Origin of the sequence: Caballeronia sp. INML2 (assembly GCF_023631365.1) — a bacterium.
Taxonomy (GTDB): Bacteria; Pseudomonadota; Gammaproteobacteria; order Burkholderiales; family Burkholderiaceae; genus Caballeronia; species Caballeronia turbans.
The window spans coordinates 116867-137138 of record NZ_JALQDH010000069.1 but is presented as its reverse complement, the minus strand read 5'-3'; the positions used below and the strand labels follow the sequence as shown (position 1 = coordinate 137138).

20 protein-coding genes are annotated in these 20272 nt (G+C 62.2%); 10 read left to right on the top strand and 10 right to left on the bottom strand.

Annotated elements, in window-relative coordinates; all coding sequences use genetic code 11:
* The first annotated feature begins 43 nt into the window (after positions 1-43).
* Positions 44-751 carry a GntR family transcriptional regulator gene (locus NCT32_RS24130; protein WP_061119271.1) on the top strand — a complete coding sequence of 236 codons (708 nt, stop codon included), beginning with the start codon at positions 44-46 and terminating at the stop codon, positions 749-751.
* Here NCT32_RS24130 and NCT32_RS24125 read toward each other — a convergent pair.
* The 3 genes from NCT32_RS24125 to NCT32_RS24115 form a co-directional block, all read right to left on the bottom strand.
* A complete protein-coding gene (locus tag NCT32_RS24125; protein WP_061119210.1) occupies positions 738-1172 on the bottom strand; it encodes an aconitase X swivel domain-containing protein in 435 nt (144 codons plus the stop codon). The genes NCT32_RS24130 and NCT32_RS24125 overlap by 14 nt on opposite strands.
* Complete coding sequence (locus NCT32_RS24120) at positions 1159-2412, bottom strand: aconitase X catalytic domain-containing protein (protein WP_061119209.1); 1254 nt, start codon at positions 2410-2412, stop codon at positions 1159-1161. Before NCT32_RS24120 ends, NCT32_RS24125 begins: the two co-directional genes overlap by 14 nt.
* 67 nt (positions 2413-2479) lie before the next feature.
* Positions 2480-3463 (bottom strand): glycosyltransferase family 2 protein, encoded by a 984-nt coding sequence (locus NCT32_RS24115; RefSeq protein ID WP_061119208.1) that lies wholly within the window; start codon positions 3461-3463, stop codon positions 2480-2482.
* A gap of 406 nt (positions 3464-3869) precedes the next feature.
* Between NCT32_RS24115 and fae the strand changes: the two genes are divergently transcribed.
* Positions 3870-4403, top strand: a complete 534-nt coding sequence (gene fae / locus NCT32_RS24110) for a formaldehyde-activating enzyme (protein WP_061119270.1) — start codon at positions 3870-3872, stop codon at positions 4401-4403.
* 494 nt (positions 4404-4897) lie between these two features.
* Complete coding sequence (katG, locus tag NCT32_RS24105; RefSeq protein ID WP_061119207.1) at positions 4898-7165, top strand: catalase/peroxidase HPI; 2268 nt, start codon at positions 4898-4900, stop codon at positions 7163-7165.
* Positions 7166-7235: 70 nt separating this feature from the next.
* On the opposite strand, the gene NCT32_RS24100 is transcribed toward katG, so the two are convergent.
* Positions 7236-7991: a hypothetical protein gene (locus NCT32_RS24100; RefSeq protein ID WP_061119206.1), complete on the bottom strand. Its 756-nt coding sequence runs from the start codon at positions 7989-7991 to the stop codon at positions 7236-7238.
* Positions 7992-8122: 131 nt separating this feature from the next.
* Here NCT32_RS24100 and NCT32_RS24095 point away from each other — a divergent pair, with 131 nt between their 5' ends.
* On the top strand, positions 8123-8947 hold the full coding sequence (locus NCT32_RS24095; protein WP_061119205.1) for an oxaloacetate decarboxylase: 825 nt from the start codon (positions 8123-8125) through the stop codon (positions 8945-8947).
* A 27-nt stretch (positions 8948-8974) separates the two neighbouring features.
* Positions 8975-9373: a RidA family protein gene (locus tag NCT32_RS24090; protein WP_061119269.1), complete on the top strand. Its 399-nt coding sequence runs from the start codon at positions 8975-8977 to the stop codon at positions 9371-9373.
* A 21-nt stretch (positions 9374-9394) separates the two neighbouring features.
* Here the strand turns inward: NCT32_RS24090 and NCT32_RS24085 are convergent, their stop codons facing one another.
* The 4 genes from NCT32_RS24085 to NCT32_RS24070 form a co-directional block, all read right to left on the bottom strand.
* Positions 9395-10273 carry an oxaloacetate decarboxylase gene (locus NCT32_RS24085; RefSeq protein WP_061119204.1) on the bottom strand — a complete coding sequence of 293 codons (879 nt, stop codon included), beginning with the start codon at positions 10271-10273 and terminating at the stop codon, positions 9395-9397.
* A 20-nt stretch (positions 10274-10293) separates the two neighbouring features.
* A complete protein-coding gene (locus NCT32_RS24080; RefSeq protein ID WP_250477740.1) occupies positions 10294-11706 on the bottom strand; it encodes an MFS transporter in 1413 nt (470 codons plus the stop codon).
* Between the two features lie 76 nt (positions 11707-11782).
* On the bottom strand, positions 11783-12466 hold the full coding sequence (locus NCT32_RS24075) for a GntR family transcriptional regulator (RefSeq protein ID WP_284502384.1): 684 nt from the start codon (positions 12464-12466) through the stop codon (positions 11783-11785).
* A gap of 147 nt (positions 12467-12613) precedes the next feature.
* Positions 12614-13492, bottom strand: coding sequence for an NAD(P)H-binding protein (locus NCT32_RS24070; RefSeq protein WP_061119201.1), 879 nt, complete (start codon positions 13490-13492; stop codon positions 12614-12616).
* 209 nt (positions 13493-13701) lie between these two features.
* Here NCT32_RS24070 and NCT32_RS24065 point away from each other — a divergent pair, with 209 nt between their 5' ends.
* Positions 13702-14295, top strand: a complete 594-nt coding sequence (locus tag NCT32_RS24065) for a TetR/AcrR family transcriptional regulator (protein WP_061119200.1) — start codon at positions 13702-13704, stop codon at positions 14293-14295.
* A gap of 298 nt (positions 14296-14593) precedes the next feature.
* Entirely contained in the window at positions 14594-15430 is an 837-nt protein-coding gene (locus NCT32_RS24060; protein WP_061119199.1) for an alpha/beta fold hydrolase, read from the top strand.
* Positions 15431-15490: 60 nt separating this feature from the next.
* Here the strand turns inward: NCT32_RS24060 and NCT32_RS24055 are convergent, their stop codons facing one another.
* Entirely contained in the window at positions 15491-16375 is an 885-nt protein-coding gene (locus NCT32_RS24055) for a hypothetical protein (protein ID WP_061119198.1), read from the bottom strand.
* Positions 16376-16560: 185 nt separating this feature from the next.
* Between NCT32_RS24055 and NCT32_RS24050 the strand changes: the two genes are divergently transcribed.
* Positions 16561-16878 (top strand): HNH endonuclease, encoded by a 318-nt coding sequence (locus tag NCT32_RS24050; protein WP_061119197.1) that lies wholly within the window; start codon positions 16561-16563, stop codon positions 16876-16878.
* 9 nt (positions 16879-16887) lie between these two features.
* Here NCT32_RS24050 and NCT32_RS24045 read toward each other — a convergent pair whose 3' ends face one another.
* Positions 16888-17166 (bottom strand): hypothetical protein, encoded by a 279-nt coding sequence (locus NCT32_RS24045; RefSeq protein ID WP_061119196.1) that lies wholly within the window; start codon positions 17164-17166, stop codon positions 16888-16890.
* Between the two features lie 411 nt (positions 17167-17577).
* Between NCT32_RS24045 and NCT32_RS24040 the strand changes: the two genes are divergently transcribed.
* Complete coding sequence (locus tag NCT32_RS24040) at positions 17578-18636, top strand: NAD(P)-dependent alcohol dehydrogenase (RefSeq protein ID WP_061119195.1); 1059 nt, start codon at positions 17578-17580, stop codon at positions 18634-18636.
* A gap of 348 nt (positions 18637-18984) precedes the next feature.
* Complete coding sequence (gene wecB, locus NCT32_RS24035) at positions 18985-20187, top strand: non-hydrolyzing UDP-N-acetylglucosamine 2-epimerase (RefSeq protein ID WP_250490596.1); 1203 nt, start codon at positions 18985-18987, stop codon at positions 20185-20187.
* The last annotated feature ends 85 nt before the right edge of the window (positions 20188-20272 follow it).

Here is a 20272-nt window from a genome sequence, read left to right as displayed (position 1 = left end):
TGCTACGATGCCGCACTCATACGAACAAGCGCTAAAGAAGCACATGCCTCCGGTCGCCACACATTCCCGCCGCGCGGACACATCGAACGCGGGCGATTCCACGCACAAGATCGTGCGCACGACGACGGTCGAACTCGTCACCACGGCGATCCGCCAACGCATTCTCTCCGGCGATCTCGCGCCGGGCGAAGTGCTGCGCCAGGAAGCGCTTGCCGACGAACTCGGCGTGAGCCGCGTGCCGATTCGCGAGGCGATCACGCGGCTGACCGGCGAAGGCCTGTTGACGAAGGTGCCGCACAAGGGCGCGTATGTCGCGGAGTTGTCGATAGAAGAAGTGCAGGAGACGTTCGAAATTCGCCTGCGGCTGGAGCCCTGGCTCTTCTCCCAGGCGATTCCGCATATCACCGATGCCGAGATCGCGAAAGCCGAGAAGCTCGTCAGCGAAATGGATCACGCGGATTCGGGCGTATGGGGTCAACTGAACTGGCGCCTGCACGAAACGCTTTATTTGCCGGCGCGGCGCGAGATCACATTGCAGATGCTGCGCGGGCTGCACGATCGCAGCGACCGCTATTTCCGCTTTCAGGTCGTGCAGGTGCCGATCCGCGAACAGTCGCACGAAGAGCACATGAACCTGATCGATGCATGCAAAAAGCGCGATGCGAAGCTCGGCGCGAAGCTGCTCGAACAGCACGTGAAGACGGCGGCGCAGCAAATCATCGCGGTGGTTCAGACGATCATGGCGCGATGAGGCGCACGTTCGCGGGCCGCGTCGCATCGCGTGCATCGATTTCGATGTGAGCATCGGCGTTCGCGATTAGCGTGAACGCGGTTTCATCGACCATTACGACCGGCACGTCCGCCGCATATAGTTCGTTCGCGACGATCGCGCCTATCGACAGAATGAGATCGCGCTCCGTGAGCACAATGCCCGCTGGCCCGGTGCCGTTGCGCAACGCTTCGGCGAGCACGCTGCTGCTCGAACTCGATCCGCGCGCGCGCGGCATCACGAGTATGCGCGACGCGAGACTCCGGCCGTGACCGGCATGCGTGGCATCGACGATCACGCCGCGTTCGGCGTCGTAACCGCCCCAGAAGCTGAGCGGCGGCAGCGCGATGCCAGCGGCGCGCGCGTGGCCTGGAACGAGTGTGACGGCCTCAAACGTTTTCATCGATGCATACCTTTCCTTCGAACGCCGATCGCACGCATTCGCTCATGCTGCCGAATGCGACCGTCACGCCGATGTTCGCCGGCGCGTAATGCGCCCACTTGCCCGAGTTGGTCATCACGAGACCGCTCACTTGCTTCATCACCGGCGTGATGTACGTGCAGGTATCGACGACGATCTGCACGCCGCGCTCCGTGAGCCTCTGCGCAATGCCTTCTTCTTCGAGTTGCCAGAGCACGAAGCGGCTGGTGTTCACATAGATATCGCAGCGCGGCGCGCCTTCATGCCGATCGAGGAGTGACGCGAGCGTGCGGAATTCATCGACGGAAAAGTGCGGCGTGCCGAGCGCGATGGCCGCGAGCGCGTCGCCCGGCTTCGCCCGGCTCCAGCGCTTGCGCACGGCATGAAGATCCGACGCGCTGACCGCGATCGTTCGCTCGGGCGCGTGTCCCTGAAGCGCGGCATCGAGCGTGGCGGCCTCCGGCGTGATGCCGACTGCATGAAAGAGCGCCACCGATCCGCTCGATGCCGCCGCCGCGCCGAGCGCTTTCAGTTCGTCTTCGGTGGTGTCGGCGGGCAGGCCGGTGATGGCAGCGACCGTCGCGCCGACCTCGCCGCCGAGCAGGAAACCGAGCGCCGCAAAATCCGCGTCGCGATGCGGCGACACACGCAGATCGGGCGCCGCGATCACGATGCGCGCCGCGCGATTCGCCGTGACGTGCAGGCCCGCGTTCGGCACGCGGCCGGTGATGGCGGCGGCGAGATCGAGGAAATCGCCATAGCGGCTCGTGCGCGCACCGAGCACGGAATTGGCGAAGACGATCGCGTTCGATTCGGCCCACGCGATCTGATCGCCCAGCTTCGGACGATGCTTCAGTTGATAGGGCGCGCACGTGAAGCTCGCTTCGCAGCCGAGTTCGATATGCGCCTGCATGAGCCGCGCGCCCGCGCTCGCGATACTGGCATCGCCTCGAAACAGCTCCGGATGGATGAGATCGAGCGAGCCGACGTTGAGCGTGGTCGGCACGGCGACCTTCGCGCCGCTCGCGACGAAACGCTCGACGAAATCGAGGCTCGCCGCGCCGTGATAGAGGCAGCCGTCGATATGCGCGGACGAGATGTCGATGAGCGTATCGGCGTCCATGACGCGCGCCGTCGCCGCGACGATGCGCATCGCGAGTGCGAGGCCATCGCCGAGATCGCCGTCGAGCATCGCGGTGTCGCGTGGGGAAAGAGTAAGCATCGGTTCCGGTTGCGCAGCGCTGAACAATGACAGCGCAGCATAACGGATAGGCCCGATGCTGTGCAGGTTACCTTCGCCCGAAACGACGGACGAAGCAGTAGAAAATCCACGGATGGATTTTCAGCATCGCCATTACGATAGAGAGCTTCGGCCTGTGATCCGAACACATGCCGAGCAGATGCGCGAGACGAAGCCTGTCTGAAACGCTGAAAAGAATCGGCTTTGCGAGTCGATAGGTCGGCGCCTTGATCGCCGCCTGAAACGCGATCGTCCGGTAAGCGTAGATATATTTCAGCCGAAAAAGCAGGCGCCGGTAATTGGGTATCGGCATCGACGCGGTGCTTCTTTCCACCCGGTCGATGATCGCAAAAAGATCCACGATCTTCGGATTGAAGCGGGTCGAAATTCCCGATTCGCGATACATGTACGCATATAACGTGTCGGGACACAGACGCACGACTCTGGACTTGCCGAGTGTCTGGACCGACACGCAGATATCTTCGTAGATCAGTCCGGTCGGATGTTCGACCGATAAGAAGATCGATCGGCGCACGAGCTTGTTGAAGCAATAAGCCTGTAAGGAAAGATCGAGAATCTTCTCGACCGCCTGTACGCCGGTGATGACGGCGTCGCCCGTTTCGACACGGTAATTGACTTTGCCATCCGGCGCGATGTTTTCGGCAGCGAAGACCACGACGTCTGCATGGTGCGTATCGGCTTCGTCGATCACCTTGCGAATCAGGTCGTGATGAACATGGTCATCGCTGTCCACGCACAGAACGTATTCGCCGCGCGCGGCCATCGCCGCGATCTTGCGGGTTTCGGCAAGCCCTTTGTTCTCGAGATTCTTGATGAGCTTCCACGGAATTCTGTTTTGCTTCTCCAGAATGCGGGAAGTCATTTCGCCGGATCTGTCAGGACTGCTGTCGTCGACGGCGATGATCTCGAAGTCGGTTGAAGTCTGTGCCAGGAGCGAGTCGAGGCACTCTTCGATGTACGGCTCAACCTTGTACACAGGCAGCAGGACACTGATCTTGGGCGGTGCTTGCATGTATGTGTAGCCCTCACTTCTGGAATTTTCAGGAGAACGACAAGTGCCAGAGGATTCTACGTGCTAAGTCGCATGCGGGCATCAGGTCATTGGCTATTGTTAGCACTGTCCGATGGATATTCAAGGGCATTCTATTGTCTGAATAGTCGTCGCCCTGCACACGATACTCTACTGGATTCTCCACAACGCCATTAATAACGGGCTACGAAAGCACGATTATTCATTAGCCATCGTGTCGCGCAGAGGCAATATCGCGGTAACGCTGCCTGTCACTGTGTCACGCGGGAAGAGCAGTCTGTCGCCGGGCGGGTCGCGGCGGCCGAATCGGCGGTGATGGCATCGTCCTTGCGTGTGCGTGTCCTTTCGGTTTATCGAACCATCGTTCAGCTTGCCAAGGAGAATGCACATGAGTCTCGATTTGACGTTTCGCGCAGGCGAAGCAACCGTGTTGGCCGCACCGGGACAGGCGACCGATGCGATGCCGGAGATCCTGATCGGCCGTGTCGACGGGCCTGTCGGCCACGCGTTCGCCAACATGATGGCGCAATCGAAAGGGCATACGGCCATGTTCGCGATCCGCGCGTGCAATCAGATGGTCCGCCCCGCAACGATGATCGTCCCCAAGGTTACGCTGAAGGACATGGCGAACATCGACCTCTTCGGCGGCGTGGTGCAGTCCGCCACCGCCGACGCCGTGGTCGATTGCCTGATCGAAGGCATCCTGCCGAAGGATCAGGCCAACGAACTGTGCATCATCAGCCTCGTGTGGATCGATCCGCGCTGCGCGACGGACGCGAACCTTGACAAGAAGGACATGTATCGCACGAACTACGAAGCGACGAAACTCGCCATTCAGCGTGCGATGAACAACGAGCCGAGCGTGGAGGAACTCATCGCGAATCGGCACAGCATCAGGCACGATATGGACGACTGGAGCTGAACGCTTGCTTCCCGATAGCGCACAGGGAAGCATCCAGAATGGTAAGGGGTACGACGGAAACCTCTGCGGAAGGCTTCACGTTTTGCCCGCTCTTCGTCATGATGAGCCGAGGAAGGCCCTCGCGCACGCCGCCTGCCAAGCTTTTACGACGCTGATAGACTGAACATCCGTGCGGAACTGCGTCTGGCTGCGCTTATCTCACGTGGAGGCATCGCGGGTTATCGTGCATTGCAGCATGCGACAGCACATCGAAAAATGCTCTCTGCCTATAGCCGTCACCTATCAGCGGCATTGCAAAAATCGCCTTCTATTGAACGTCGGTCTCACGTATTTTCTAATTTGAGGAAAGCTGTCGGACGATTCGCGCGTCGCCCGATGCACGCAGCGAAATCCCTTGTCGGATCGGGTCCGCGCAGCACGGGAAATACGAATCCGACGCCTTGTTGGTGAGTAGTAAAAGAACTAATGGGTACGTCCTCGCAAGGAGATAACGCATGTCGAACGAATCGAAGTGCCCGTTTACACATGCCGCCGGCACCGGTACGACCAACCGTGACTGGTGGCCGCGGCAACTACGGGTAGATCTGTTGAGTCAGCATTCCAGCAAGTCGAATCCGCTCGGCACGGACTTCGACTACGCCGAGGCTTTCAAAAGCCTCGATCTCGCCGCGGTCAAACAAGACCTCGCGGCGGTCATGACCGATTCGAAGGACTGGTGGCCTGCCGACTTCGGTCATTACGGCCCGCTTTTCATCCGCATGGCGTGGCACAGCGCCGGCACCTACCGCATCGGCGATGGTCGGGGAGGCGGCGGGCGCGGCCAGCAACGTTTCGCGCCGCTCAACAGCTGGCCCGACAACGTGAGCCTCGACAAGGCCCGCCGGCTGCTCTGGCCGGTCAAGCAGAAGTATGGCCAGAAGCTTTCCTGGGCCGATTTGATGATTCTGGCCGGCAACGTCGCGCTGGAAACGATGGGCTTCAAGACCTTCGGCTTCGCGGGCGGACGCGAGGATACATGGGAGCCCGATCAGGACGTCTACTGGGGTAATGAAAAGACCTGGCTCGGCGGCGATGTCCGCTACGGCAAGGGCGCGGCGGGCAACGACGAAGATCAGGGCGTGATCACCGCCGACGTCGAGAAGCATGGCGAAGAAGTCAGCCGCACCGAGGGCGGCCGCCATCTGGAGAATCCGCTCGGCGCGGTGCAGATGGGTCTCATCTATGTCAACCCGGAAGGCCCGGACGGCAACCCCGATCCACTCGCGGCGGCGCATGACATCCGCGAGACGTTCTCACGCATGGCGATGAACGACGAGGAAACCGTCGCGCTGATCGCGGGCGGGCACACCTTCGGCAAGACACATGGCGCGGGTCCGGCCGATAACGTCGGTCCCGAACCGGAATCCGCGGATCTGGAAAACATGGGCCTCGGCTGGAAGAGCAGCTACGGCTCGGGGAAGGGCGCGGATACGATCACGAGCGGCCTCGAAGTCACCTGGACCACGACCCCGACGAAGTGGGGCAGCGGCTTCTGGGAGAGCCTTTTCGGTCACGAATGGGAACTGACCAAGAGTCCGGCGGGCGCGAATCAGTGGGTCGCGAAGGATGCGGGCGAAACTGTCCCGCACGCCCACGATGCGTCGCAGAAGATCAAGCCGACCATGCTGACGACGGACCTGTCGCTACGGTTCGATCCGGAATACGCGAAGATTTCAAAGCGCTTCTGGGAGAATCCCGACCAGTTCGCCGACGCCTTCGCCCGCGCGTGGTTCAAGCTGACGCACCGCGACATGGGTCCGAAAGCGCGCTATCTGGGGCCGGAAGTGCCGCAGGAAGAACTGCTGTGGCAGGACCCGATCCCGGAAGTCGATCATCCGCTCGTCGAGGAACAGGATGTCGCGGCGCTGAAGCAGAAAGTGCTGGCGTCGGGGCTGTCGATTTCCGAGCTGGTTTCGGTGGCCTGGGCATCGGCATCGACGTTCCGCGGCTCGGACAAGCGCGGCGGCGCGAACGGCGCGCGCATTCGCCTCGCGCCGCAAAAAGACTGGGAAGCGAACGACCCCGAGCAACTCGGCAAGGTGCTCTCGACGCTCGAGGGCATCCAGAAAGAGTTCAACGGCGCGCAATCCGGCGGCAAGAAGATTTCGATAGCCGACCTGATCGTGCTTGCGGGCGGCGCGGCGATCGAAAAGGCGGCGGAGAAAGCCGGCCAGAAGGTCACGGTGCCGTTCACGCCGGGCCGCATGGACGCGACGCAGGACAAGACGGACGTGCTTTCGGTTTCGGCGCTCGAACCGGTCGCCGATGGCTTTCGCAACTACGTCAAGGGCAACGTGCGCGTGCCCGTCGAGTCGCTGCTGATCGACAAGGCGCAATTGCTGACGCTGACCGCTCCGGAGATGACGGCGCTCGTCGGCGGCCTGCGCGCGCTGAACGTGTCGTACGGAAAGAGCGCGCAAGGCATCCTTACCGACAAGCCCGAAACGCTCACCAACGACTTCTTCGTCAATCTGCTCGACATGGACACGGAATGGCAACCGCTGTCGTCGCGCCGCGACGTGTTCGAAGGGCGCGATCGCAAGACGGGTGAGCGGAAGTGGACCGGCAGCCGCGTCGATCTGATCTTCGGTTCGCATTCGGTGTTGCGTGCGCTCGCCGAAGTCTATGCGAGCAGCGACGCGCAGGAGAAGTTTGTCAATGACTTCGTCGCGGCCTGGACGAAGGTGATGAATCTCGATCGCTTCGATCTGAAGAAGAAGTAAGCGGCAGCGCCATTTAGAGTCGCAAGACGCGGCGGTCCTTCGGGACCGCCGTTTTTCTTTGCCGGCTGTCTCAATGCGCCACGCGCGCGGGCCGTTGCCTGAACAGAAGGCCGCACACGATGATGAACATCACGAGCGCGATCGACGCGCCATAGCGGCTCATCGCCAGTCCGCCGTTCGCGATCGGCTTGTCGAGAAAATCGCCGACCACGGCGCCGAGCGGCCGCGTCAGAATGAAGGCGCTCCAGAACAACACGGTGCGCGACATCTGTGTGAAGAAATACAGGAGCACGATCAGCAGCAACAGGCCACCGAAGATCATCGCGGCGCCGGTGTAGCCGAAGCCCGCGCTGTCGGCGGTCCAGTCGCCGAGTGCGGTGCCGAGTGTCTGCGAGAACATGATCGTCACCCAGTAGAACGCTTCGGCTTTCGGCGATGCGATGGTCGAGACCGAGACCGAGCCCATCGTGCGATGCCACACCGCGAGCGATGCAAGCAGCAGCGCGAGCAGGATCGCGCTGCCGCCCGCATAGCCGAGGCCGAGCGAGCGGTCGGCGAAGTCGGCGAGCGTGGTGCCGACCGTCGTCGTCGCGATGATCGTGATCCAGTAGAGCGCTGGCTGAAACCGGTCCGCCTTGATCTGCGCGATCACCGCGATGCCGAAAACGGCCGCGAAGATGAACGTGCTCATCAGATAGCCGAGATTCATGGACATCGAGAGCGCGTCGCCGCCCGTTTCGCCGAGCGTCGTCGCCGCGATTTTGATGGCCCAGAACGCCAGGGTCAGCTCCGGAACCTTGGCGAGCGCATGCTTCGTGTGTTCCATGTCGTGTCTTACGGAAAGGGAAGGCTCAAGCGTAGTGGGTGCTTGCTTAAGAGAGACTTAGTGATCAGCGCGGTTTCGCGCGAAGGCGTATCGTTTTTCGTTCTGACTCGATTTCCCAAAGGAGACCCGCCATGCCCCGCACCGTCGCCGCAAAACGCGCCGCCTTTCGCGCGCTGCACGAATCTGGTTGCTTCATGCTGCCGAATCCCTGGGACGTCGGTTCCGCGCGCTATCTCGAAACGCTCGGCTTCAAGGCGCTCGCGACGACGAGTTCGGGCTTCGCATGGTCGAAGGGCCACGCGGACAATCACGTGACGCGCGACGCGGTGCTCGCGCATTTGCGCGAGATCGTCGACGCGACCGATCTCCCGGTGAACGCGGATTTCGAAAGCGGCTTCGGCGCGACGCCGGATGACGTCGCGCAGAGCGTGAAGCTCGCGGTGGCGACGGGTGTCGCGGGCTTGTCGATCGAGGATTCGACGAGCGATGCATCGGCGCCCCTGTTTCCGGTCGATGTCGCCGTGGCGCGCATGAAAGCGGCGCGGCGTGCCATCGACGAAACCGGCGGCGACACCTTGCTCGTCGGCCGCGCGGAGAATTTTTTCGCAGGCAAGCCCGATATCGACGACGCGATCGCGCGTCTCAAAGCGTACGCCGATGCCGGCGCGGACTGCCTCTATGCGCCCGGCATCAAGACGCGCGAGCACATCGAGGCCGTGGTGAAGGCCGCGGGATCGAAGCCGGTGAATCTGCTGATCGGCGGCGTGTCGGAATTCACCTTGAGCGATGTCGCGGCGCTCGGCGTGCGGCGCGTGAGCGTCGGCGGAGGGCTCGCGCGCGCTGCGTGGGGCGGGTTCATGCGCGCGGCGCAAGGGCTCGCCGATGGCCGGTTCGACGGCTTCAGGGACGCGGCGGCGGGCAATGACCTGAACGAAATTTTCGTGGGGCGCGCGTAGTGCCTCACCGTAAAGGAGACGATGACAATGGCTCGCGAAATCATCCGCGTCGAACCGCTTTCGACCTGGCTCGAACGATTCAAGGCGCCGACGTCCGCCGTCACGCGCCACGGCGATACGGTCTATGTGTCGGGCTTTCCGCCGTTCGATCCGCTGACCGGCGAGGTCGTTGCGAATGCAACTATCGAACGTCAGACCGAACTGGTGTTGCAGCAGTTGAAGTTGTGCGTCGAAACCGCGGGTTCGTCGCTCGATCAGGTATTGAAGTGCAATGTCTACTGCACGTCGGTTCAAGCGTTTCCCATCGTCAACGCGGTCTACGGGGGCTTCTTCGGGGCGAACCCGCCGGCACGCATCTTTGTCAACGTGCCGGCGTGGCCGGGAGGATTCGACATCGAAATCGACTGCGTGGCGGCGGTCGCCTGACGGTCGATACCGTCGATACCCTCAGTCCGCGTGCGCCCGATCGAACGCCCACACTTCAGGAAAGCCCATCAGCTCGCACATTTCGGAGAAGGGATACATCGTGCCGAGAGCGCCTTGCGTGCCTTTGCGCGCGAGGATTTCGCCGTAAACATCCTTCAGCGCCTTCGCGACGGCCAGAAACCCGGACGCCGGATAAATCGCGAGCGAAAAGCCCAGCTTCTGCAATTCCTCGGGCGCGAGTTGGGGTGTGCGTCCGCCTTCGACGACATTCACGAGCAAGGGCATGTCGAACGCGCGCCCGATCTTCTCCAGCTCTTCCACCGTCTCCGGCGATTCGATGAACAACACATCCGCGCCCGCCTTCGCATACGCCTCGCCGCGACGCAGTGCTTCATCGAGTCCGAGCGACGTGCGCGCGTCGGTTCGCGCGACGATCTGAAAGTTGCTGTCGGTGCGACTTTCCACCGCGACCTCGATCTTGCGGACCATGTCTTGCATCGCAATGACGCGCCGTCCCGGCGTATGCCCGCACTTCTTCGGGAATTCCTGATCTTCGAGTTGAATGCCCGCCGCGCCCGCATGCTCGTAACCGCGCACCGTGTGCGCGACATTGAGCAGGCCGCCATAACCCGTGTCGCCGTCGCAGATCATCGGCGTGTTCGTGCCGCCGCAAAAAGCCGCGACGCGATCGACCATGTCGGTATAGGTCGCGAGCCCCGCGTCGGGCAGGCCGAGGTAGGACGCAACCGTGCCGAACCCCGTCATATAGAGGCAATCGAAGCCCATCGAATCGGCCATCTTTGCGGAGATCATGTCGAAGATGCCCGGCGCGGTGACGATGTCCTTGCGCGCGAAACGCGCTTTCAATGCCTGACGCTTGTTTTCATGCGTAACGCTCATCACGGTTTCCTCAGAAAGTTTCAACGATGCGATTCTTGCGAAAGCGCCGACGCGGCGAGCGTGCCATCGGCATCGGGCGCAGGCGCGATGTCTTCCAGCGAGCGGCGATTCGTCTCGATGCCGAACACCGCGAGCACGACGGCCATCACGACGAGCGCGCCGATGATCATCGACAGCACGTCCTTCACGCCGCCCGCCGCGTACATGACGAGGACGAGCTGCGGCGCAAGGATGCCCGTGACGCGCCCCGCGCAGCCCGCTATGCCGTTCGCGCGCATGCGGTTCTCGGTCGCGAAGAGTTCGGGGATGTACGTCGCGATGCCGAGCGCGACCATCAGATACGTGAGCGTGAAGAGCAGGAAGCCGAGCAAGGTGGCCATCGCGACGCCGGTGGAATGCCCGTAAAGCCAGCCGATCACCGCCGCGAGCGCCGCGACCGCGATCAGGCCGTTCTTGCGCCCGACCCGGTCGGCGATCAGCACGCCGACGAGCGCGCCCGCCGGACCGCCGAGCGACATGAGCGTCGAATAGCCGAGCGACGACGCCATGCCGATGCCCTGCTTCATCAGAAAGGTCGGCACCCAGACGATGAAGCCGTAGATCACCATGTTGACCGCGATCTGCACGACGATCGACACGAACATGCGGCGAATCTGCGAAGGCGAGAAAAGCTCGATCAACGTGGTTTTTTTCGTCACGGTGCGCGGCGCATCGTCGATCGGCGGCAGCGGCGCGTGGCGCGAAGACTCTTCTTCGGCGGCGCGCAGGATTGCTTCCGCTTCGTCGTAGCGGCCTTTCGATTCGAGCCAGCGCGGCGATTCGGGCATCTTCTTGCGAATGACCCACACGATCATCGCGCCGATGCCGACGATCGCGAACATCGCGCGCCAGCCGATCGTCGGAATGATCAGGTAGCCGAGAAACGTCGAGAAAAAGAGCGCCGAGTTCGTGATGAGCGACAGATACGCCGACCACTTGCCGCGCACGGCGGGCGGCATGAATTCGCCGACCGATCCATAACCGACGACGATTTCCGCGCCCAGTCCGAGCCCCATGAAGAAGCGGCACACGATGAGCCACGTCATGTTCGGTGCGAACGCGCCGGCGATCGACGCGAGTCCGAACACCGCGAGATTGAACTGATACGTGAACTTGCGGCCTTTGGCGTCGCCGAGCACACCCGCCGCGAACGCGCCGATCAGCATGCCGACGAACGTCGACGAGAGGAACGCGGCGTTGAGCTGCATCGTCGACCAGCCGGTCTTGGCCAATGCACCGAGCACGCCGCCCGCGAGATAGATGTCGAACGAATCGAGGAACATGCCCGCGCCGATGAGCCAAAGCACGCGCTTGTGAAACCCGGAGATCGGTAATCGGTCCAGACGCGGGCCGGCGCTTACGGTGCTTATGATCGTGCCATCGGTGCTCAGCATGTCGTGTCTCCTGTGTCGCTCGCGCGACTATTCAACGACTGTTTGTAATGCTGTTGCGACCCGAACCGCTTCGGGCTCAGGACGCTGGATGTTCCCGGCCGTGGCGGTCGAGCACCGCCTTTTCGGCGGCGAGAATATGGCAGCGCGTGATGGCTTCCGCCCACGCGGCGTTGCGCTGTTCCAGCGCGTGAACGATTTCGACATGCTGGCGCGCACTGCGCTCGCGGTCCGCGTCGTTATAGGTGTCGAAGGTCCATTTGATGAGCGGCGTTTCCTTCATCGACCTGAGCGAGCGATCGAGGCGCGCGTTGTTCGCGGCGGCCGTGATGATCGCGTGAAACTCGCCGTTCGCGGCGAACCACGCTTCGCAGGATTCGGATGTCGTCGGACGTTGCGTGATGTCGAGCATCGCATCGGCGAGCGCTTTCAGGCGCGCGATGTCGGCGGCGCCGATTGCAAGCGCCGCGCGCCCGGCGAGATACGGCTCGATCAGAAGCCGCGCCTCGAAGATTTCGCGCGCGTCCTGCAAGGTCCACGCTTTCACGCGCACGCCGTAGTTCGCGCGTGTTTCGACCCAGCCTTCCGCATCGAGCCGGCGCAACGCTTCGCGAACGGGGGTGCGGCTCACGCCGAGACTTTTTGCGAGCTGCTCCTCGCGCAGATATTGGCCCGCGCTGTACTGGCCGCCCGCGAGCGCCTCTTTGATGGCGACGTAGACGTCGTCCGCCGAACGCGCCGGTTCGGGCAGAGTTGTATGCAAAACAACTTCGGTCGGCGTCACTTCGGGCTCGTTTCAGGCAATCGACGAGACGATTGTATGCAATGTCGCCACGATGAAACTTGGGGATTTCCCGCAGTGCCTGCTTACTTCATCGCTGACCGGATCGCGACGCCGAACCCGAATCGTTCACCCGAAGACGGCCCGATTCGCCTCCACGAACGCTTCGACGGTCTGCGGAGCCGTCCCCGTCACGCGCTCGATGATGCCGTCCGTGCCCTCGAAGACGCCGTTCTGATAGTCGATCGCTACTTCGACGAAGTGCTGAATCGTGAAATCCGGAAGATCGTAGTGGCTCAGATGCTCCCGGTAACCGTCGAGCGTCGCCGGCCGGTACACGATTTTCCTGCCCAGCACGCCGCTCATCACGCCGGCAATTTCCGCTTGATTCATTTGCGTCGGCCCGCACAGCTCGTATGTCTTGCCGACGTGATCATCCGGACTTGCAAGCACAGCGGCGATGAAACGCGCCTGGTCCGCCGCCGCGATAGGCGCATGCCGGCCATCGCCGAACGGCAATGCAATCTCGCTGTTTCGAACGATCGTGTCTCGCACCCACGGAAAGACGAGCCATTCAGAGAAGAAGGTCGGCCTGATGTGCACGGTCGGCACGCCTGCCCAGTCGAGAACGCGCTCCGCAATCCAGTGATCCCGGGCCGCGTGGCTTTTCGCGTTCTCACGAGCCGAGATTTGCGACATGTTCACGACCGCATGCAGCCCCGCACGGCGCGCCGCATCCGCGAAATAGGCGGTGGCCTGGATGAAGCCCGGACGAACGGGATAACAGAGATACGCCGCGTCCATTCCGTCGGTTGCGCGAATGGCGTCATCGTGCGAGAGGAGATCGCCGGTCATGATCTCAGCGCCAGCGTTCCGGAGCGCGTCGCTGCGCTCGTCCTCCTTGCGAACGAGCGCGCGCACGGCGTGACCGCTCTCGAGAAGGTTTCGCACCGTGTGAACACCTGTCTTGCCGGCAGCCGCCGTGACCAGAATCCTGCGTGCTTTCATGATGAATCTCCATTGACTAGAGTGCATATGCACTATTTCGGGCGAATGCGTGTCGACGCTTCCTGTCGATATTGCATTGATCTGGATGTTAGTCATAATCCAGAAGTCCCGCAATTCTTCGCGGCTCAACTCTGAATTGCCAGGCCCGCATCAATGGAAAACGGATCGCGGGATTACACTTGCCCGCCAGAGCAGTGTGGAGATGTTGAATGGGCCATTCCCAGGCACAAAAGATTGCGACACGTCAACGCATCGTTGAGGTGGCGGCGAAACGGTTGCGTGAGCGCGGCATCGATGGCGTGAGCATTGCCGATCTCATGAAGGAGGCCGGGCTCACCGTAGGCGGCTTCTACAAGCACTTTGCGTCTCGCGACGAACTCGTGCGGGAAGCGTTCGAATGTGCGCTGCGAGACATCGAGTCGTGGGAAGCATCGATTCCGACCGAGCCGCAACGAGCGATGCGTTCGTATCTATCCGCGGCGCACAGGGATAACATTTTTCGCGCCTGTCCTGTCTCCGCGCTCGTCAATGACATGAGCCGCTGCGAGGGCGCGACTCGGGAGGTGTATTCCCGCCGCGTCGAGAAAATCGTGGGGCTGATCGCTCAGGCATCGCCTGCGTTGCTCAACGCCACGAAGCGCGCGCAAGCGCTTCACATTCTGAGCGCCTGCGTGGGCGCGGTGACGTTGTCGCGGGCCGTTTCGGACCCTGATCTGTCCGCCCAGATCCTGGATGGCGCGCTGAACGGCGTGCTCGCGATGCTGTCCCACCAACGCGACGCTGACGAAGAAAGCGCGGCGTGAGCGTGCGCGCGTCGTCGGCATTGTTCACCGTTTTAGTGCCGGGCGTCGGAACTGTTACTGGTCCCGGCTTTTGCAACCCCACTTGATGGGGGGCAATCATCCAGCGGACGCGGTATCCGTGTAAGGTTCTACTCGGACGACGATTCGGGCTCGATAGCCCGCACGCGATCCGGTGAAGTTCGATCGATCGAACGTCGTCTGTCTTCGCTTGTCTTGCCGCAAGAACATCGAAGCCGGCGCTGAGTTTCAAACCTCGGCCCGGCGTCCTGCAAACCTTTTTTCACGAGTGAGGATTACCATGCCGTTCGTCACGACCAAAGATAACGTCGAAATTTTCTATAAGGACTGGGGGCCGAAGGACGCGCAACCGATCGTCTTTCATCATGGCTGGCCGCTTTCCTCGGACGACTGGGACGCGCAGATGCTGTTCTTCGTGCAGCGGGGATATCGTGTGGTCGCGCACGACCGGCGTGGGCACGGCCGCTCGTCGCAGGTCTCGGACGGTCACGATATGGACCATTACGCCGCCGACGCATTCGCGGTCGTCGAAGCGCTGGACCTGAAAAATGCCGTTCACATCGGACACTCGACAGGCGGCGGCGAAGTCGCCCGTTATGTCGCGAAGCACGGCGAACCGTCAGGACGTGTCGCGAAGGCGGTACTCGTCAGCGCGGTGCCTCCGCTGATGCTGAAAACCGAAGCAAATCCGGAAGGCCTGCCTGTCGAGGTTTTCGACGGCTTTCGCAAGGCACTGGCCGACAACCGCGCCCAGTTCTTCGTCGATGTTCCGGCGGGACCCTTCTACGGATTCAACCGCTCGGGCGCGACCGTCCAACAGGGCGTTGTCCAGAACTGGTGGCGTCAGGGCATGATGGGTAGCGCGAAGGCGCACTACGACGGCATCAAGGCGTTCTCGGAGACGGACCAGACTGAAGACCTGAAGTCGATTTCCGTGCCGACGCTCGTCCTGCATGGTGAGGACGACCAGATCGTGCCCATCGCCGACGCTGCGCTGAAGTCCATCAAGTTGCTGAAGAACGGCACCCTGAAAACGTATCCTGGCTTCTCGCACGGCATGCTCACGGTCAACGCGGACGTCCTCAACGCCGACCTGCTCGCATTCGTGCAGGGCTGATAGGAGAAACGGGCGGCGAGCCGGTATCGATACCGGCTCGCATCTCAGCGCACGCCGCCCTCATATGCGATGCGCAAAGCGTGCGGCGAGCGCGGCCCTGAAACAGGCGGCGATTTTGGCGAAGCCCGCGCCGGTGGGATGCAGTTCGTTGGCCCAGTCATCGGGCGCAAGCGTGCCTTGCGTCTCGACCAGCACCAGATTGTGCGCGGGATCGCTGGCGAGCCGCAGCAGCATCGCGCGGAACTGGACGAGGATCGTCCGCACGATCAGCGTGCCGGGCGCGAGGTCCCGCCAGCCCCGATCGACGAGCGAAGGACGAAGCCACGGTCCGGCGAGATGGCAGGCCGATGTGCCGCTGGGAATCGCAAAGTCGTAAGCGTGCACGAAGATGGGTGCGTGAGGCGCGAACTGGTCGCGGATGCGGATCAGATCCAGATAGGCGCTCTCGACCACGCCGAAGATATTCGCGAGCCGCCGGATATCGATGCCCTGCGCAGGATCGTTGGCGACCGCGTCTGCATCGTGGAGCCAGAAGCGGAACTGGTCGCCGACCACATCGTTGCCGCCGCCGGAAAAAAGCAGTGCGTCGATGGGTCCGTTGGCCGGGTCCTTCAACTGATCGATGAGGCGGTTGCGCTTGTTCACGCCGAGGAGCGTCGTGGTCGCGTCGCTATAGTGCGCGAGCTTGAGGATCAGCGGAACGGGCTTGCCCGTGTTCTCGAGCGCCTGCAATACATCCGTGGGATGAAGTGGGTCCGGCAGCGGATAGTCGAACCACGAATCGCCCTCGCCGATCAGGACGAGCGGCGCAGGCGCGCCGGTCTGACGCGCCTGCTGCACTTTCGCTTGCCGCACTTCGTGCTGATGCGTCCTGACGCGCGCATTCAGCTCCCGCTGAATCTGTTCCTGCCAGCTCTCGTAGAGGTTACTCGCCGGACCTGTCATGGTGTATCTCCGTTGCAGTTGCAGGGAGTGCGCCGATGCGCGCGTTCACGCAGCCATTGTATCGGCGCACGACTCACCGCATGAGGATGTCGAATCGAGAAGCTAAGGAATGTTGATCAGATGAATCGTCCGATGCGGCGCGGAAAGACGAGGCGTAAACTCGACGAGAACAAACGAGGAACGCAATGGCGAAGCGCACACCGGAGCCGTGGTATCACCCGCCGCAGGAGGAAATCTGCGCGCTGTGCGGGCGCGCGGTGCCGCCATCGGAGCGCGATTTGCATCATCTCGTGCCGAAATCGCACGGTGGCAGGCAGACGGCCGTGCTGCATCGCATCTGTCATCGGCAATTGCATGCGCTCTTCACCGAAAAGGAGCTGGCGCAGCGCTATTCGACCGTCGATGCACTGCTCGCGCACGAAGGCGTGCATAGCTTCGTCGAATGGGTGAAGACCAAGCCGGACGCCTTCTATCAGCGCACGCGGCGCGCGCGTGCACGCTGAGCGCGCACGTCACTGCGCGCATGAAGTTTCGCTCCGGTACGCCGTCATGCCGAAGCGCTGAAGGATGAAGTTCTCGACGACGAGACGAATATCCGCTTCGCGCGGCCGCGTGCCCCAGCGGCTGTTTCCCGCCACCGACGCCACCGTGAACCATGATTGCGGCGGAAACAATTCGACGCGAAGCATGCCGCGTTCGAAGATCCTGAGGCGCCCCGTGTCGATATGAAACTCGGCGCTGACCGCGCCGCCCGGCATGCCGATGCTTGCCGTAATTGCCTTCGCCTTCATGGTCTCGCTCTCTCAAAGTTCCGGCGCCGTGCGATGAGGATGGCCGTGTCCTCGCGCACGATCACTTTAGGACGCTCGTCTGCTCTCGACCATCCCCATTAGCAGGGAGTCGAAAGAAGGGCGTTCGATTGTCAAATTCTCCGGCGACGCAATTGCACAGTTCTTTCGAAAGGCATAATCGAGCCGCCATTTCGGCAGAGAAGTTTTTATAGGCATACAGTATTGAGGTTGCGTAGCGCCGCCGAAATATCGGCGCAATCGGCAAGTCACTCGCAACGCGTGCGGTGCATGACGGCGACAGTTCGCTGCCGCACAAACCCGTTCACCTGACACGTCTCATCGGCCGGCCTTTTCATTGCGTCGGGGCCGGCTCGTCCACGAAAGATTCAAATCAAGGAAGGAAGCACAATCATGCTGAAAGCGTATTCCTATGCAGCCGCCGCAGCCGACAAGCCGCTCGGCCCGCTCGAAATTCAGCGCCGCGATGTCGGCCCGAACGATGTGCGCATCGACATTCTCTTTTGCGGCGTGTGTCACTCCGATCTGCACATGGCGCGGAACGAATGGGGCGGCTCGAACTTTCCGGTCGTGCCGGGGCATGAAATCGTCGGGCGCGTGGCGGAAGTCGGCTCGGACGTGTCGAAGTTCAAGGTCGGCGACCTCGCGGGCGTCGGCTGCATGGTCGATTCATGCCGCACGTGCGCGTCCTGCAAGGAAGGACTGGAGCAGTTCTGCGAAGGCCCGGAAAGCTTCACGCAAACCTATAACTCGCCGGACAGAAAGTCCGGCGGCTTCACGGCGGGCGGCTATTCGACGAGCATCGTCGTCGACGAGGCGTTCACGCTGAGCATCCCCGGGAACCTCGAACTGGCGGCGGTCGCGCCGTTGCTGTGCGCGGGCATCACGACCTATTCCCCGCTGCGCCACTGGAACGTGCAGAAGGGGCACAAGGTCGGCATCGTGGGTCTCGGCGGTCTCGGTCACATGGGCGTGAAGATCGCCGCCGCAATGGGCGCGCATGTCGTGCTCTTCACGACTTCGCCGGGCAAGATCGAGGACGCGAAGCGTCTGGGCGCGCATGAAGTCGTGATTTCGAAAGACCCGGCCCAGATGGCGGCGCACGCGAACAGCTTCGACTTCATTCTGAACACGGTGGCCGCGTCGCACGATCTCGATCCGTTCATGGCACTGCTCAAGCGGGATGCCACCATGACGCTCGTCGGCGCGCCGGAGCATCCGCACCCGTCGCCTTCGGTGATGAACATGATCTTCAAGCGCCGCTCGCTCGCCGGATCGCTCATCGGCGGTATTGCGGAGACGCAGGAGATGCTCGATTTCTGCGCGGAGCACGGCATCACCTCCGACATCGAGATGATTCGCATGGACGAAATCAACAAGGCTTATGAGCGCATGTTGAAGAGCGATGTGAAGTATCGCTTCGTCATCGATATGGCGACGATGGAGAAGTAAGCCTGTTTCGTTCTCGGAGCGCGTCCTTCAGCGCTCCTTCAAAAGGGCGATCGGCCCCGCAGCTCCCGAATGGTCGATCGCCTCCAAGCAAGCCGCTCACACGCATATCGCGTTTTCATCAGACGAAATCACGCGACGACGCAGTGTCGGATTTTCGCCTCGACGATCTCGCCCGAACGTTGGGAAAGCTAACTGGTTAGGTAAAAAACGCCGCTCGACTTTGGACAAAAACTCGCCAAACCGGCGCTTCGCGTTCTCGTTAGACTTTTTTACATTTTAGTTGGCTGGCGGTCCTAAACGTCTGAATACAATCGAAATTGTTAAAGATTGTGCAATCGTCGGGACCTAATGAACACGAAGCGAAAAACGATACTTTCCATATTTGGAACGCGGCCCGAGGCGATCAAGATGGCGCCGCTCGTCAAGGCGCTGGAAGCGGAAGCCGGTGTGCGGTCCGTGGTGTGCGTGACCGGCCAGCATCGCTCGATGCTCCGGCAAGTGCTGGATCTGTTCGACATCACGCCGCATCACGATCTCGCGGTCATGTCGGAGAACCAGAGCCTGAACGGGCTGGTTTCGCGCCTCATCGCGTCGATCGACGACGTCATCACCAAGGAACAGCCGGATCGCGTGCTCGTGCACGGCGACACGACCACCGCGACGGCGGGCGCGCTCGCCGCGTTTCACCGGCAGGTGCCGGTCGCGCACGTCGAGGCGGGGCTGCGCACGGGCGACATGAGCAGTCCGTGGCCGGAAGAGATGAACCGGCGTTTCGTCGATGTCGTGAGCGACATGATGTTCGTCCCGACCTTGCGCTCGCACGCCAACCTCGCGAAGGAAACGGTGCATGGACGCGCATTCGTCACCGGCAACACGGTGATCGACGCGCTGCATTCCGTCACGAAGCGCATCGATTCGCAGGATGCGCTGCGCCGCAAGCTCGACGCACGCTTTCCGTTTCTCGATCCATCGAAGCATCTGATTCTCGTCACGGGCCACCGGCGCGAGAGTTTCGGCCGGGGCTTGCGCGATATCTGCGCGGCGCTGGTTCGTCTCGCGCGCCGTTCCGATGTGCAGATCGTCTATCCGGTTCATCTGAACCCGAACGTGCGCGCAACGGTGATCAGCGCGCTCGGCGGTGCGCCGAACGTGTTTCTCATCGAGCCTCAGGACTATCTCGGCTTCGTGCGGCTGCTGCAGCGCGCGACGCTCGTGCTGACCGATTCGGGCGGCGTGCAGGAAGAGGCGCCGGCGCTCGGCAAGCCGGTGCTCGTGATGCGTGACGTCACCGAGCGTCCCGAGGCCATCGATGCGGGCACCGCCGTGCTCGTCGGCACGGACAGCGACGCCATCGCCGCGACGGTCCATCTGCTGCTCGACGACACGAACGCCCGCGCGGCGTTCACCCGCAATGTCAATCCCTACGGCGATGGGCGAGCCTCGGCGCGCATCGTCGCGGCGCTCGCGGGCCGCCCCTTCGAGGAATTCAAACCCGTCATGCCGCGCGCCACGAAAAATGTGACGCGTGTCGTGGGCGAGGCGTTCGCGTAGTCCTTCGGCCGCGTACGTACAGCCTGTCGCGCCAAAGGCCGGGCCGCGACTCCGGGCACCGGCTCTTTCTTCAGCAACACGCGCC

Bases quoted from the DNA above. Each gene is read 5' to 3' on its own strand.
- NCT32_RS24115 (WP_061119208.1), bottom strand. From the start codon at position 3,463: ATGCAAGCACCGCCCAAGATCAGTGTCCTGCTGCCTGTGTACAAGGTT.
- NCT32_RS24100 (WP_061119206.1), bottom strand. From the start codon at position 7,991: ATGGAACACACGAAGCATGCGCTCGCCAAGGTTCCGGAGCTGACCCTG.
- NCT32_RS24125 (WP_061119210.1), bottom strand. From the start codon at position 1,172: ATGAAAACGTTTGAGGCCGTCACACTCGTTCCAGGCCACGCGCGCGCC.
- NCT32_RS24055 (WP_061119198.1), bottom strand. From the start codon at position 16,375: ATGACAGGTCCGGCGAGTAACCTCTACGAGAGCTGGCAGGAACAGATT.
- wecB (WP_250490596.1), top strand. From the start codon at position 18,985: ATGAACACGAAGCGAAAAACGATACTTTCCATATTTGGAACGCGGCCC.
- NCT32_RS24070 (WP_061119201.1), bottom strand. From the start codon at position 13,492: ATGAAAGCACGCAGGATTCTGGTCACGGCGGCTGCCGGCAAGACAGGT.
- NCT32_RS24040 (WP_061119195.1), top strand. From the start codon at position 17,578: ATGCTGAAAGCGTATTCCTATGCAGCCGCCGCAGCCGACAAGCCGCTC.
- fae (WP_061119270.1), top strand. From the start codon at position 3,870: ATGAGTCTCGATTTGACGTTTCGCGCAGGCGAAGCAACCGTGTTGGCC.
- NCT32_RS24080 (WP_250477740.1), bottom strand. From the start codon at position 11,706: ATGCTGAGCACCGATGGCACGATCATAAGCACCGTAAGCGCCGGCCCG.
- katG (WP_061119207.1), top strand. From the start codon at position 4,898: ATGTCGAACGAATCGAAGTGCCCGTTTACACATGCCGCCGGCACCGGT.
- NCT32_RS24120 (WP_061119209.1), bottom strand. From the start codon at position 2,412: ATGCTTACTCTTTCCCCACGCGACACCGCGATGCTCGACGGCGATCTC.
- NCT32_RS24045 (WP_061119196.1), bottom strand. From the start codon at position 17,166: ATGAAGGCGAAGGCAATTACGGCAAGCATCGGCATGCCGGGCGGCGCG.
- NCT32_RS24085 (WP_061119204.1), bottom strand. From the start codon at position 10,273: ATGAGCGTTACGCATGAAAACAAGCGTCAGGCATTGAAAGCGCGTTTC.
- NCT32_RS24060 (WP_061119199.1), top strand. From the start codon at position 14,594: ATGCCGTTCGTCACGACCAAAGATAACGTCGAAATTTTCTATAAGGAC.
- NCT32_RS24050 (WP_061119197.1), top strand. From the start codon at position 16,561: ATGGCGAAGCGCACACCGGAGCCGTGGTATCACCCGCCGCAGGAGGAA.
- NCT32_RS24130 (WP_061119271.1), top strand. From the start codon at position 44: ATGCCTCCGGTCGCCACACATTCCCGCCGCGCGGACACATCGAACGCG.
- NCT32_RS24095 (WP_061119205.1), top strand. From the start codon at position 8,123: ATGCCCCGCACCGTCGCCGCAAAACGCGCCGCCTTTCGCGCGCTGCAC.
- NCT32_RS24065 (WP_061119200.1), top strand. From the start codon at position 13,702: ATGGGCCATTCCCAGGCACAAAAGATTGCGACACGTCAACGCATCGTT.
- NCT32_RS24090 (WP_061119269.1), top strand. From the start codon at position 8,975: ATGGCTCGCGAAATCATCCGCGTCGAACCGCTTTCGACCTGGCTCGAA.